This is a genomic window from Mucilaginibacter sp., assembly GCF_028288185.1.
Taxonomy (GTDB): Bacteria; Bacteroidota; Bacteroidia; order Sphingobacteriales; family Sphingobacteriaceae; genus Mucilaginibacter.
The window spans coordinates 20,982-33,820 of sequence record NZ_JAQBOF010000012.1 but is presented as its reverse complement, the minus strand read 5'-3'; the positions used below and the strand labels follow the sequence as shown (position 1 = coordinate 33,820).

Annotated in this window: 11 protein-coding genes; 6 read left to right on the top strand and 5 right to left on the bottom strand. The window is 38.6% G+C overall.

Features of this window, described 5'->3' with window-relative positions; all coding sequences use genetic code 11:
* Positions 1 to 55 precede the first annotated feature (55 nt).
* The 3 genes from JWQ34_RS05675 to JWQ34_RS05665 all read left to right on the top strand — a co-directional run bounded on the left by JWQ34_RS05675 (position 56) and on the right by JWQ34_RS05665 (position 2,818).
* Positions 56 to 916 carry an RNA polymerase sigma factor RpoD/SigA gene (locus JWQ34_RS05675; protein WP_299355222.1) on the top strand — a complete coding sequence of 287 codons (861 nt, stop codon included), beginning with the start codon at positions 56 to 58 and terminating at the stop codon, positions 914 to 916.
* Between the two features lie 434 nt (positions 917 to 1,350).
* Positions 1,351 to 2,016: an ATP-binding cassette domain-containing protein gene (locus tag JWQ34_RS05670; RefSeq protein WP_299355219.1), complete on the top strand. Its 666-nt coding sequence runs from the start codon at positions 1,351 to 1,353 to the stop codon at positions 2,014 to 2,016.
* Positions 2,017 to 2,023: 7 nt separating this feature from the next.
* Positions 2,024 to 2,818: a PhzF family phenazine biosynthesis protein gene (locus tag JWQ34_RS05665; RefSeq protein WP_299355216.1), complete on the top strand. Its 795-nt coding sequence runs from the start codon at positions 2,024 to 2,026 to the stop codon at positions 2,816 to 2,818.
* A gap of 69 nt (positions 2,819 to 2,887) precedes the next feature.
* On the opposite strand, the gene JWQ34_RS05660 is transcribed toward JWQ34_RS05665, so the two are convergent.
* Positions 2,888 to 3,526 (bottom strand): NAD(P)-dependent oxidoreductase, encoded by a 639-nt coding sequence (locus tag JWQ34_RS05660; protein ID WP_299355213.1) that lies wholly within the window; start codon positions 3,524 to 3,526, stop codon positions 2,888 to 2,890.
* Between the two features lie 200 nt (positions 3,527 to 3,726).
* Between JWQ34_RS05660 and smc the strand changes: the two genes are divergently transcribed.
* The gene (smc, locus tag JWQ34_RS05655) at positions 3,727 to 7,275 is read left to right on the top strand and encodes a chromosome segregation protein SMC (RefSeq protein WP_299355211.1); all 3,549 of its coding nucleotides are present in this window, start codon (positions 3,727 to 3,729) and stop codon (positions 7,273 to 7,275) included.
* 63 nt (positions 7,276 to 7,338) lie between these two features.
* On the opposite strand, the gene JWQ34_RS05650 is transcribed toward smc, so the two are convergent.
* Genes JWQ34_RS05650 through JWQ34_RS05635 form a run of 4 tightly spaced genes read right to left on the bottom strand, consistent with a single transcriptional unit; the run spans position 7,339 to position 10,518 of the window.
* Positions 7,339 to 8,895, bottom strand: coding sequence for a S41 family peptidase (locus JWQ34_RS05650; RefSeq protein WP_299355208.1), 1,557 nt, complete (start codon positions 8,893 to 8,895; stop codon positions 7,339 to 7,341).
* Between the two features lie 58 nt (positions 8,896 to 8,953).
* The gene (locus JWQ34_RS05645) at positions 8,954 to 9,562 is read right to left on the bottom strand and encodes an HAD family hydrolase (RefSeq protein WP_299355205.1); all 609 of its coding nucleotides are present in this window, start codon (positions 9,560 to 9,562) and stop codon (positions 8,954 to 8,956) included.
* Positions 9,552 to 9,863: a hypothetical protein gene (locus JWQ34_RS05640; RefSeq protein ID WP_299355202.1), complete on the bottom strand. Its 312-nt coding sequence runs from the start codon at positions 9,861 to 9,863 to the stop codon at positions 9,552 to 9,554. The genes JWQ34_RS05645 and JWQ34_RS05640 overlap by 11 nt, the downstream gene beginning before the upstream one ends.
* Before the next feature lies 1 nt (position 9,864).
* Positions 9,865 to 10,518: an ABC transporter ATP-binding protein gene (locus tag JWQ34_RS05635; RefSeq protein ID WP_299355199.1), complete on the bottom strand. Its 654-nt coding sequence runs from the start codon at positions 10,516 to 10,518 to the stop codon at positions 9,865 to 9,867.
* A 183-nt stretch (positions 10,519 to 10,701) separates the two neighbouring features.
* Here JWQ34_RS05635 and sucC point away from each other — a divergent pair, with 183 nt between their 5' ends.
* On the top strand, positions 10,702 to 11,892 hold the full coding sequence (gene sucC / locus JWQ34_RS05630; protein WP_299355196.1) for an ADP-forming succinate--CoA ligase subunit beta: 1,191 nt from the start codon (positions 10,702 to 10,704) through the stop codon (positions 11,890 to 11,892).
* Positions 11,893 to 12,302: 410 nt separating this feature from the next.
* On the top strand, positions 12,303 to 12,821 hold the full coding sequence (locus JWQ34_RS05625; protein ID WP_299355193.1) for a YceI family protein: 519 nt from the start codon (positions 12,303 to 12,305) through the stop codon (positions 12,819 to 12,821).
* Positions 12,822 to 12,839 lie beyond the last annotated feature (18 nt).

Below are 12,839 nucleotides of genomic sequence, written 5' to 3'. Positions count from 1 at the left end.
TTTTGTAACTTTGCACGTTCAATTCTAAAACTAAGAATAGGGATTTATAAAATAAATGAGACAACTCAAAATAACACAATCCATTACCAACCGTGAGTCGCAATCACTTGATAAATATCTTCACGAAATTGGTAAAGTTGACCTAATTACAGCCGAAGAAGAAGTAATATTAGCCCAAAAAATCAGAGAAGGTGACCAGGCCGCTTTAGAGCGTTTAACCAAAACCAATCTTCGTTTTGTTGTATCCGTGGCTAAACAATACCAAAATCAAGGTTTAACACTTGGCGATTTAATAAACGAAGGTAACCTGGGTTTAATTAAAGCCGCAAAACGTTTTGACGAAACCAAAGGTTTCAAATTCATATCATACGCCGTATGGTGGATCCGTCAATCAATATTACAAGCCATAGCAGAGCAATCTCGTATAGTACGTTTACCTTTAAACCAGGTAGGCTCTTTAAGTAAGATCAGCAAAGCATTTTCAAAATTAGAGCAAGAGTTTGAGCGCGAACCTTCACCCGAAGAGTTGGCCGATATGCTGGAGACTACAGTTGATAAAATATCTGACACGTTAAGTAACTCGGGCCGCCATGTATCTATGGATGCGCCATTTGTACAGGGCGAAGAAAATACATTGTTAGATGTATTAGAAAACTCTGAACCAAATACAGATTCAATCCTGATCAATGAGTCATTATCAGAAGAGATCAAACGTTCACTTTCTACATTAACAGAGCGCGAGCGCGAAATTATTGTATTGTTTTTTGGCCTGGGTACTAATCATCCCCTATCCTTAGAGGAAATCGGCGAGAAATTTAATCTTACCCGCGAACGCGTTAGGCAGATCAAAGACAAAGCCTTGCAACGACTAAGACATACCAGCAGAAGTAAAATTCTGAAATCATATTTAGGTTAATCCTTTTAAAGCCTCCGGTAAACCACCGGGGGCTTTTTATTTCTCCCCTTTCTGCTTAAACGCGATAATTAATATCGCTGCAACAATAATATGTCGTTTAATCTGTTTGATTAACTGTCACAATTATTACTTGAAACGTATAGCTATTCTTACACTTCAGTTTTATCAACTGCTATTGCTATATAACATAGCATTCACGCTTTTAACTGTATACATTTTTTATTTGATAACCCTCGAGCTTAATGCAGGCATCTTCCTGGTTGCTAAAATAATCGGTTTTATCGCGGCCATTGGTTTGCATTATTACTCATCGAAACAAACCTATTTTTATTTCCGCAATGCCGGTTATCGCATCTTAACTTTTTTTATTGGGGCATTTGCATTTGATATTCTGGTCTATATACTAATAGTAGTTTTACCCTCGCCATTACAACATGCAGCCGCTTATTTTAAAAATTGATAGCGTACAACTGGCGTTTAATGAGCGCAAGATATTGCAGGACGTTTATATTGAATGTAAGCAAGGTGAAGTAATTGGTCTGCTTGGTCGTAACGGCAGCGGCAAGTCATCATTATTAAAGATAGTTTTCGGTACACTTAGCGCCGCTTACAAACACATAAGCATTAATAACATAGTTATTCAATATGGTTATCGTAACAACCAGATAGCCTATTTGCCGCAACATAATTACCTGCCAAGTGGCATCAAAATAAGTAAATTGGCAAATGTTCTTATCGACCAGCAACACTGGCATGATTTTTCTAATCTATCTATTTACAGAGATCATAAAAATAAATGCGCCGAGCAGCTATCAGGCGGAGAACTAAGACAACTGGAAATGTTAATGATCCTTTACAGTAAAGCTGATTTTATTTTGCTGGACGAACCATTTACACACGTCACTCCAATACAGGCCGACTATTTTAAAAGCATCATACAAACTATTGCTAAAACCAAAGGCATTATAATAACAGATCATCAATATAATGATGTGTTGGATATCAGCGATAAGCTGATACTTTTAACTGATGGTTGTACAAAATATATAAATAACGTTGACGATTTAGTTACTTACAACTACCTTAGCAGTATAAAATAGATACACTATGACAATTCCTATTTATCAAGCTGATGCTTTTACTGATCAGCTTTTTGGCGGCAACCCGGCCGCTATTTGCCCGCTTACCGAGTGGCTGCCTGATGAGCTAATGCAAAAAATAGCAGTTGAGAATAACCTGGCCGAAACCGCCTTTTTTGTAAAAACAGGCAAGGGCTATTTATTGCGTTGGTTTACTCCCGAATACGAAATTGATCTTTGCGGCCATGCAACACTTGCATCGGCACATATACTTTTTACAGAGTTAGGTTATACCGGCGATACTATACATTTTGAAACCATGAAAGCCGGTGTGCTTACAGTAAAAAGGGATGGTGATAAATACACCATGGATTTCCCATCAAGGCCACCAATACCTATTGAAGAACCCAACGGTTTGGTTGAAGCATTAGGTGGCACACAACCTACGGCTATTTTACGCTCAAGAGACTTTTTTGTAGTGTACGATTCTGAAATTGAAGTGCGTGATCTTACTCCAGACTTTTTTGCCCTATCAAAAATGGATACCGTTGGCGTAATAGTTACCGCACCCGGCAAAGATGTGGATTTTGTATCCAGATTTTTTGCACCTGGTGCAGGTATTAACGAAGACCCGGTAACCGGATCAGCTCACTGCAACCTTATACCCTATTGGGCAAAAGTATTCCAAAAAAACCATTTGCATGCTTACCAGATATCGGCACGTAAAGGTGAGTTATGGTGCGAATTGCAAGGCGACAGGGTGTTAATGACGGGTAAAGCTGTTACTTATTTAAAGGGGGAAATATGCCCCCCGGCCCCCTGAAGGGAGTTGAAAAATTAAGCATCAAAGCCATGCAAATCAAAAAGCTCCCCCTTTAGGGGGTTGAAAGGGTTAATACGCCACCGTCATCTGCTCCCTAATATGCATCGGGTTTTCAATCTCATCAACAACAGCGACAGCAAAATCTTCCATGGATATAAAGCTGTTGCCTTTTTCATCTTTTAGCAATTGATTACTGCCGATGCGGAATTTACCTGTACGTTCACCGGGTTCAATCACCGCAGCAGGACTTATATAGGTCCAGTCTAATTCTTTTTCATTCTGGTATATCTTCAATGCATCACGGTGCGCCGATGAGACAGATTTATACTCAATCGGAAAATTTGGTGTGTCAACCAATTGCATACCGGGCGCTACTTCTAAACTCCCTGCCCCTCCTACTATCAATAATCGTTTGGTATGAGCTTGTTTTAAGCCCATCATTAGCGGAATAGCCAGCTCGACAATAGTTGATGCCGGCGTACCACGAGTGTTGCTATAGGCACATACAACGGCATCCTGGTCAAAAGCACCGGTTTCTACATCCTGTGCGTTAAATAGGTCACCTTTGGCTACTTTCAAGTGATCATGTATCACTGTATAATCTTCCGGATGACGTACAATAGCGGTAACATCATGGCCACGGTTTAAGGCTTCCTGAACTATACGGCTACCAATGCGGCCACTTGCTCCAAATACGGCTATTTTCATTTTTATCGAGGTTAAAGGACAAAGGGAAAAGGCAAAAAGGCTGCTTTTTGTTTTTCAAAAATATAGCATTTTTAGCAAAGTGCTTTGGCCATTTTACCTTTTACCCTTTGCCTTTCACCTTTACCTTAAAAAATATAGTAAAATCACATTTTTATGATTATTTTGAACCCTCGAATTTATATAGGGGCCATACAGGTTAAATGCAGCTTACACAATTAGAAATCAAGGGGTTTAAAAGCTTTGGCGATAAGATCACCATTAATTTTAATGAGGGTGTTACTGCTATTGTGGGCCCCAATGGGTGCGGGAAATCAAATGTAGTTGATGCTATACGCTGGGTACTGGGCGAACAAAGCACACGGATGCTTCGGTCAGAGAAAATGGACAACGTTATATTTAACGGTTCCAAAAGCCGCAAGCCCGCTAATTTGGCTGAGGTGTCTTTGACTTTCGACAACACCAAGAACATCCTTCCTACCGATTATTCGCAGGTTACTCTTACCCGTAAACTTTATCGCAGTGGCGATAGCGAGTATCGTTTAAATGATGTACAATGCCGTTTAAAGGACATTACAGACCTTTTTCTGGATACTGGTATCGGTTCAGACTCGTACGCTATAATTGAGCTACGGATGATCGAAGAGATCATATCTAACAAAGAAGGCTCGCGCCGTAATTTATTTGAAGAAGCATCGGGCATATCAAAATATAAACTCCGCAAAAAGCAAACCTTTAATAAGCTAAAAGATACGGAAGCTGATCTTGAACGTGTGGAGGACCTTTTGTTCGAGATACAGAAGAACCTGAAAATGCTCGAAAATCAGGCTAAAAAAACAGAGCGCTATTACCGGATAAAAGAAGAATACAAGGCACTTAGTATTAAGCTGGCATCGTTTAAAATTGCTGTGTTTGGCACCTCGCTAAACACTATTGAACAGCAGGAACTTAAACAACGTGAAGAAAAGTCGGGCGTAATAACCCAAATAGATAGTTTGGAAGCTGCTTTACAACAAGAAAAGCTAGACAGCCTTACTAAAGAGAAAAACCTTTCCATACAACAAAAAGCTACCAACGATTTTGTTGGGAAAATACGCGCTTACGAGAGCGAGAAAAAAATAAAGAACGAGCAGTTAAAATTTCAAAACGATAAGCAAGACAGGTTAAGCGAAGAATTGGAACGCGACCGCAATCAGCTTAACCACGTGCTTTACAACGTTAAGCGCCTTAACGAAGAAAAAGCCAAGGAAGATGAAAACCTGCAAACCATAACAGCAAAAGTTGCCGACTTAAAATTAATGGTTGACGAATTGCGTCTGCAACAATCAAGCGCGCGCAATGAGTTAAATGACTTGGTTACTGCCAATAATAATTTACAGAACCAGGCTTATAAAGTCGAAAAAGATATAGACATTCTGCAAATACAGGAACAAGCGTTGGAGCAGGAAAGCCAGCGCAATATGGAAGATGCTACCAATAAAAAGGTAGAGCTGTCCCACTTTAACGAAGTTGTTGCCGAACTTCAAGGACGGACAGAAACTTTAGAAAAGGATTATAAATTTGAACTACAACAGGAAACTGAATTGCAGGAACAAATTACCACTATAGATGCCGAGGCTGGCAAGGTAAAAGAAACCATAATAACCGAAAGCCGTAAGCTTGATGCTAAACAGAACGAATACAACCTAACCAAAAGTTTGGTTGATAATCTGGAAGGGTTCCCGGAATCTATCCGTTTCCTTAAAAACAATAACGAGTGGGCTAAAAATGCTCCCCTCTTTAGCGATGTTTTATTTTGTCGCGAACAATATCGCGTAGCGATTGAGAACTACCTGGAACCGTTAATGAACCACTATGTGGTTGACACGTACGATGATGCAGTTAAAGCCATTAACCTGCTAAGTAATTCGGCGCGTGGCAGGGCGCAGTTTTTTATTCTTAACAATTATACTACACAAGATTTATTTGAAGTCTCCCCTGCCGGGGGAGATTTAGAGGGGGCTCGCATCCCGGCTTTAAACGTGGTCGAGGTTGATAAAAAATACCAATCACTGGTAAATCACTTATTAAGGAACGTTTACCTGGTTAATGATGAGGCTGAATTAAACAACTCTAACTTAACAGATGGTTTGGTTTTAATAGCCCAAAGTGGCAAATTCAATAAAACCAAATACACTATGGCCGGTGGTTCGGTAGGTTTATTTGAGGGTAAACGGATCGGCCGGGCAAAAAACCTGGAGAATTTAGCCAAAGAAATTAAAAAACTGGATGTAGATCTGTTTGAACTTAAAACACGATCGAACGATTTGCAGTCAAAATCTGTAGCATTAAAAGCCGCAGGTAGATCGGCAGAGTTAAATCAAAAACAAGCCGAGCTAAACCGCTTAAATACAGAACTGATCACCGTTAAAACACGGCAGGAACAATACGAAACTTTTATCGAGAATAGCCTCAATCGTAAGGATGATATCGCCAAAAAAATAAGCGGCATTAAAGAAGAAATAGTTACTCTGCAACCCTTATTGGTTGAGTTAAAAGCCAGTCAGCAAATACAGAAGGATCTGCTTGCTGATAGACAAGGCGCTTTTAATGAGTTAAATGAAATGGTGTCGATGCAATCAAATGCCTATAACCAGGAAAATATTAAGTTTCATCAACAGCAAAATAAAGTTTCGGGATTAGCTAAAGATTTGGATTATAGGTTTACCCAACAGGATAGCCTTGAAAGCCGCATTAAACAAAACAGTGAAGAGCTTGAAAAAGTAAAACTAGCTATCCAGGAAAACCTGCATCAATCTGATACATCAGACGATAGTTTGTTAGAGATGTACAGCCAAAAAGACGAGCTTGAAAAAGCGACCCAGGAAGCAGAGCAGGAATATTATAAGCTACGCGGTAAAATTACAGAAAGCGAAGATGTTATAACCACCCTTCGCCGCAAAAAAGACCAGGCCGAAGTAATAGAAAACGAGTTAAAAGACCAGCGTAACAACCTACGTATTGAACTTAACGCCTTAAAAGAGCGCCTGTCTGTCGAGTTTAATATTGATATTAACGAATTGCCTGAAAATGAAACAGCCGGTGATGAAAACGAACAACAACTACGCGAGAGAACTGATAAGCTAAAGAGTCAACTGGATGATTTTGGTGCTATTAACCCAATGGCGGTCGAGGCTTATAACGAAATGAATGAGCGGTATGAGTTTATTCAAACCCAAAAGAAGGACCTGGGCGAAGCTAAAGCGTCATTAATGGCAACGATACAGGAGATAGACGATACAGCGAAAGAAAAATTCATGCTGGCGTTTACTTTGGTTCGCGAAAACTTTATCAAAGTATTCCGTTCGTTGTTTAACGAAGAAGATTCATGCGATTTGATATTGACCGATCCGCAGCATCCGCTGGAATCGGATATTGACATCATAGCAAAACCAAAGGGCAAGCGTCCCCTATCCATCAATCAACTTTCGGGTGGCGAAAAAACATTGACGGCTACCGCTATCCTATTCTCGCTTTATTTATTAAAACCTGCGCCATTCTGTATTTTTGATGAGGTTGACGCGCCGCTGGATGATACCAATATTGACAAGTTCAATAACATCATCCGCAAATTCTCGCAGGAGTCGCAATTTATTATTGTATCACATAACAAAAGAACCATTGCCAGCACCGATGTAATTTACGGTGTAACAATGGTTGAGCAGGGAATATCACGAGTTGTCCCGGTGGATATCAGAGAATTAGCAGATTAGATGTAAATGTGCAAATTAAGAAAACTAATCAGTCCTAATATTTGCACATTTTGCATATCTAACCTATCTTTTATTCAATTTCTTATTAAATATCATACCACTAAATTTATTGTCATTTAAAACTATAGCAGCCGCATTTGATTCCTCGACTGAAAACGTTTTTAGGCTATTGGATAACCCTTGCACCCGTTGTGCAGGAATACTATAAATACCTGTTTTAACATAGGTTAGCGCATGCGCTAATAAGGTTTCAGTTGGGTCGCCAAAATCCTTAGTCGGATCATCATAATCTTTTATGCCAGGATAATCTGTTGAGCCCGGTGTCATACCTGTATAATAGCCACCCTGCCCTGCCGAGTTTTTTGTTTCAAACTCGGGGATATACATTTGGTATTTGTTAATATCAATATCAAAAAAACCAACCGGCTTACCATAACTGGTGGTACCAATTAGCTGTACATTTAAATGAGGTCGTAAATTATTAATAGTTAACTCACTAGCCGAAGCCGTTGAACCGGTTACTATAAAAAACACACGACTAATATTTAATGATCCTTTTTTTGCAAACTTTGTAGTATTACCAGCAACTGTGTAGTTAAACTGACTGTAGTTATAAAGACTGTTATTAGAAGCATCGCGCCTTACCTGGTTGGCAAGCAGGGTTTCTTTGTTGTTGACTAAAATATCGTTAAAATAATAGCTATACATTGGTGTACCACTTTTCGTGGCCGGAACAATCAAATTATCCAGATATTCGGCTGTTGATACATAACCGCCACCATTATAGCGCAAATCAACTACCAGATCGGTAATGCCCTGAGTTTGGAAATAGTTAAAAACGGCATCCAGTTTAGCATCTGCATTTGCGTCAGACGTAAATGAGTTAAACACAACATAACCTACTATTTTACCATTGCCTGCATCAATAGTTTTATAAACCAAAACAGGGTTGATGGTATAGCTGCCTGCAACGAGCGATACATTTATAGTACTAAGATCCTGTTTTTGAAGCGTCATTGTTATAGTACTGCTGTTTGCATAAGCGTTTATAACAAATTTTGTGTTTGTACCCGAACCTCCATCATAAGACAGGTTAGAGTTGCCATTGATAGTAATGATCTTATAGCCACGTTTTACACCTGCCAAATCAGCCGGAGAACCGGGGTAAACATATTTTATACGCAGATCATTAACATCATTAAATAAAGGGGCAAAACCAAAATTAGTGTTTGTACCATTTAATTGGGTTGATACTTGCCCTTCGTCAATAAATGAATATTTAGCCTCGCCGGGAACTGCCGAATAATATTCATAAGGTTTACCTGTTGTCGGATTTATTTTGTATTGAGATAGTGCATCAACCTCTTTTGTCAATGCATCTAAATCACTACTACCTGTATATGATCGAGGGTTAAAACTGGAATAAGATGGCAAGCCATCATACCAATAATAGGCTTCTTTTGCATATAGAAATACAGAGTCGCGCATTAAATCAAGCGCCGAACCTGTTTTTGATGGGCCGGTAATTCCATCACCATCCGTATTTTTTTTATCCTTTTTACTACATGATGCTATAAAGACTGCTGTAAGTAAAACTATTAGGTAAAATGCTTTTTTCATGTTAATAATTAATTATATCAGTTAACGAAACATGTGTTAACAATGTTGTAACCTATGTTTACAAAAATTTATCCATTGTGTAATAGTCAATTCCACAAGCTTCTGCACAAAGCGCACTTGCTTCAGAATTTCCTATCATTATTATATCTTTTCTTTTTAGATCATGTTCTTTCATTAATAAATGAAATACATCTGGTTCGGGCATTGACAAGGTTTCTTCGGCAAAGTAGCAAGTTAAATAATTTTCAAGACCATGCCACTCTGTTTGTTTAATTTTATTTAGCTGTAGCGCCGGATTATCATTAGTTACAATAAATATTTTCTTACGGTCAACCACAATATCCTGCAAAAGATCAAGTACAGCTTGATAAACTAATAATTTTAACGGTAGTTTAGCAGTGAGTAATAAATGCTGAAAGTTTATTCGGTACTTCTCATCAACAGCAAACTTTTTCTTTATCTCATCAAACACATGCTCTTTGCCTTGAGTGTTGTAAGTGTCAACCATTAAATCGGTAATTACTTTTGCATCCAGCAGTTCATAATACTCCAGAAAACTTGCAAAAAGGTAATAAACCTGGAACAGGTAATCTTTTTCAGGATAGATAACATTATCCAACTCAAATACAAAAGCGGTTTTACTTTGATCTATATCGCTATACTTCATCAGCTTGTACCTGTATATCTATATTGTATTCTGTAAATAATTGTTTTGATTCCGTTAAAAGCACTGCTTCTTTATTATCCAATACGTAAATAATATCTATGGAGTTGTCCAGGCATAAGGCCAGCATTTCATGAGTGTAAGAGATAGATTGCGGGTTGGGCAGTTTTATCATTTTACCCTGCGCCAGCATAAAAGCGGGCAATTCATTATAATCGCCTAAAATAATGTTGTCGACAGCGTTTAACTTACTTTTAAAGCGATAGGCCTTTGCCGAGTTAGCAGAAGTAATAAGGATATTCACCTTACTGTACAATTAAGCCGTCAACCATTAAAACCTTACGATCTGATATATTAGCCAGGTCTTCGTTATGGGTAACAATTACAAAGGTTTGGTTAAAATCATTACGCAGTTTAACAAACAATTCATGCAGTTCGCGCGCGTTGGTCGAGTCAAGATTACCCGATGGCTCATCGGCAAATATTAGTGCGGGATTGTTTATTAATGCCCGTGCAACCGCTACCCTTTGCTGTTCGCCACCTGATAATGTATTGGGTTTATGGTCTAACCTGTGGCCCAATCCTAATAATTCTAAAAGTTCTGTCGCCCGTTTCTCAGCATCGGGGCGTGATGTGCCTGCTATGTAAGCCGGTATGCATACATTTTCAAGAGCGTCAAATTCGGCCAATAAATGATGAAATTGAAATATAAATCCTATCTCGCGGTTGCGGAAGTTGCTTAGATTTTTATTACTTAACATATTTAGCTCAACGTCATTAATAAATAACTGGCCCGAGTCTGGCTTATCTAAAGTACCCAATATATTAAGAAGTGTACTTTTGCCGGCGCCTGATGCTCCAACTATAGTCACGATCTCTCCTTTTTGCACTTCAAAATCAACCCCTTTTAGTATTTGAAGTTGCCCGTACGATTTATTAATAGCTGTTGCTTTAAGCATGGGGGTAAAAATAGTAATTAGAGATTAGAGATTAGTGATTAGTTGTTGTTTTTTGTGATGTGTAATGTTATACGTATCTACCTAATCATAACAAAGTAAAACTAATCTGTAATCTCCCGTCAGTAATCTCTTATTTCAAAACAAAATCATTAGATTTACCGCAAATTCTTCGATAAACTATATATGAATATTCACGAATACCAGGGAAAAGCAATACTAAAAAGTTTTGGTGTAAGAGTACAGGAAGGCATTGTTGCCGATAGTGCCGAACAAGCCGTTGAAGCTGCTAAAAAATTAAAAGAAGATTACGATTCGAGTTGGGTAGTAATTAAGGCGCAAATACACGCGGGTGGCCGCGGTAAAGGCGGCGGTGTTAAGCTGGCTAAGAATTTAGACGAGGTTAAACAAAGGGCTACCGACATATTAGGTATGCAATTAATCACTCCGCAAACCGGCCCTGAAGGTAAACTGGTACGTAAAATATTAGTTGCCCAGGATGTTTACTATCCGGGCGAAAGCGAAACCAAAGAGTTTTATATAAGTGTTTTATTGGATCGTGCTAAGGGGCGTAACATCATCATGTACTCTACCGAAGGCGGTATGGATATAGAGGAAGTTGCAGAGCATACCCCCCATTTAATATTTAAAGAAGAGGTTGACCCTAAAGTTGGTTTACAAGGTTTCCAAACCCGTAAAATTGCTTTTAACTTAGGTTTATCAGGCGAAGCTTTTAAGGATATGACCAAGTTCATCGCATCGTTGTATAAAGCTTATGATGCTACCGACTCTGCCATGTTCGAGATCAATCCGGTATTAAAAACATCTGACAATAAAATACTTGCTGTTGACGCGAAAGTAAATTTAGACGATAACGCCTTATACCGCCATGCAGATTATGCTGCTATGCGCGATACTAACGAAGAAGACCCTACCGAAGTTGAAGCAGGCAAATCAAACCTTAACTATGTAAAGCTTGACGGAAACGTTGGCTGTATGGTTAACGGTGCCGGCTTAGCAATGGCTACCATGGATATCATTAAGATTGCCGGTGGCGAGCCCGCTAACTTCCTTGATGTTGGTGGTACCGCGAACGCCCAAACTGTTAAAGCCGGTTTCAATATTATCTTGAGCGACCCGAACGTTAAGGCTATCCTGATCAATATTTTTGGTGGTATAGTACGCTGCGACCGCGTGGCACAGGGTGTTATTGATGCTTATAAAGAGATAGGCAATATCCCTGTCCCTATCATTGTACGTTTACAAGGCACTAACGCTAAAGAAGCAAAAGAACTGATTGATAATTCAGGCTTGAAAGTATACTCGGCTATCTTATTAAAAGAAGCAGCAGAGATTGTTAAGCAAGTTTTAGCATAAGAAGATCAGTATATTATATAATTATTAAAGGGGCGTTTAGCCCCTTTTTTGTTGTATGATTACCTAACCAGGTGATTCATAAAATAGTGAATCACTTTGAATCACCTGAATCACTTTTTGCTCGTAACCGATTAAAATTAAGTTATTTACATAAACCGAGTGAATCACCCTGAATCAGTACAAAAACTTGAGGTAAATCCAATTAAACAATTGTAGGTAAATCATTTATCCGATTTCCATAATATTTTTAAATTTCAAGTGAATCACTTTTATGAATCACTTGAATTAAATATTCACCAGAACAATACCCCGGGTTACAGGTTATAATAGTGCATATACAAAATGACAATTCAATTATATGTTTAAACATCTATTGTGCTTATATTTGTATCACTAAAACAAAAACAATCATGGCAACACAAAAATGGGTATTAGACCCAATGCACTCAGAAGTACAATTTAAAGCAAAACACTTAGTAATATCAACTGTAACCGGTTCTTTTAAAAGCTTTGAAGGTTCGTTAGAAACCGAAGGTGACAATTTCGCCAATGCTAATATTACCTTCTCTTTAGATGTTAATAGCATTGACACTAATCAGGAGCAACGCGATGGTCACTTAAAATCAGCAGATTTTTTTGATGCCGATCAGTATCCAACCATTACTTTCAACTCAACATCATTTGATGGTGAAGAGCTTAAAGGAGATCTGACCATTAAAGATATAACCAAACCGGTTACTTTAGAAGTTGAACATGGCGGTACCGCGACAGATTTTTACGGTAATACTAAAGCAGGTTTTGAAGTTACCGGTAAAATCAACCGTAAAGAGTTTGGCTTAACCTGGGATGGTGTAACCGAAGCAGGTTCAATCGTAGTTGGTGAAGACATTAAACTGATCATTAACGTTCAGTTTACCAAACAAGCGTAATTGATATATCGAATTTCG

Excerpts from the sequence above, each read along its gene's own strand:
- JWQ34_RS05650 (WP_299355208.1), bottom strand. The coding sequence starts at position 8,895 with ATGAAAAAAGCATTTTACCTAATAGTTTTACTTACAGCAGTCTTTATA.
- JWQ34_RS05635 (WP_299355199.1), bottom strand. The coding sequence starts at position 10,518 with ATGCTTAAAGCAACAGCTATTAATAAATCGTACGGGCAACTTCAAATA.
- JWQ34_RS05660 (WP_299355213.1), bottom strand. The coding sequence starts at position 3,526 with ATGAAAATAGCCGTATTTGGAGCAAGTGGCCGCATTGGTAGCCGTATA.
- JWQ34_RS05645 (WP_299355205.1), bottom strand. The coding sequence starts at position 9,562 with ATGAAGTATAGCGATATAGATCAAAGTAAAACCGCTTTTGTATTTGAG.
- JWQ34_RS05665 (WP_299355216.1), top strand. The coding sequence starts at position 2,024 with ATGACAATTCCTATTTATCAAGCTGATGCTTTTACTGATCAGCTTTTT.
- JWQ34_RS05675 (WP_299355222.1), top strand. The coding sequence starts at position 56 with ATGAGACAACTCAAAATAACACAATCCATTACCAACCGTGAGTCGCAA.
- JWQ34_RS05670 (WP_299355219.1), top strand. The coding sequence starts at position 1,351 with ATGCAGCCGCTTATTTTAAAAATTGATAGCGTACAACTGGCGTTTAAT.
- JWQ34_RS05625 (WP_299355193.1), top strand. The coding sequence starts at position 12,303 with ATGGCAACACAAAAATGGGTATTAGACCCAATGCACTCAGAAGTACAA.
- smc (WP_299355211.1), top strand. The coding sequence starts at position 3,727 with ATGCAGCTTACACAATTAGAAATCAAGGGGTTTAAAAGCTTTGGCGAT.
- sucC (WP_299355196.1), top strand. The coding sequence starts at position 10,702 with ATGAATATTCACGAATACCAGGGAAAAGCAATACTAAAAAGTTTTGGT.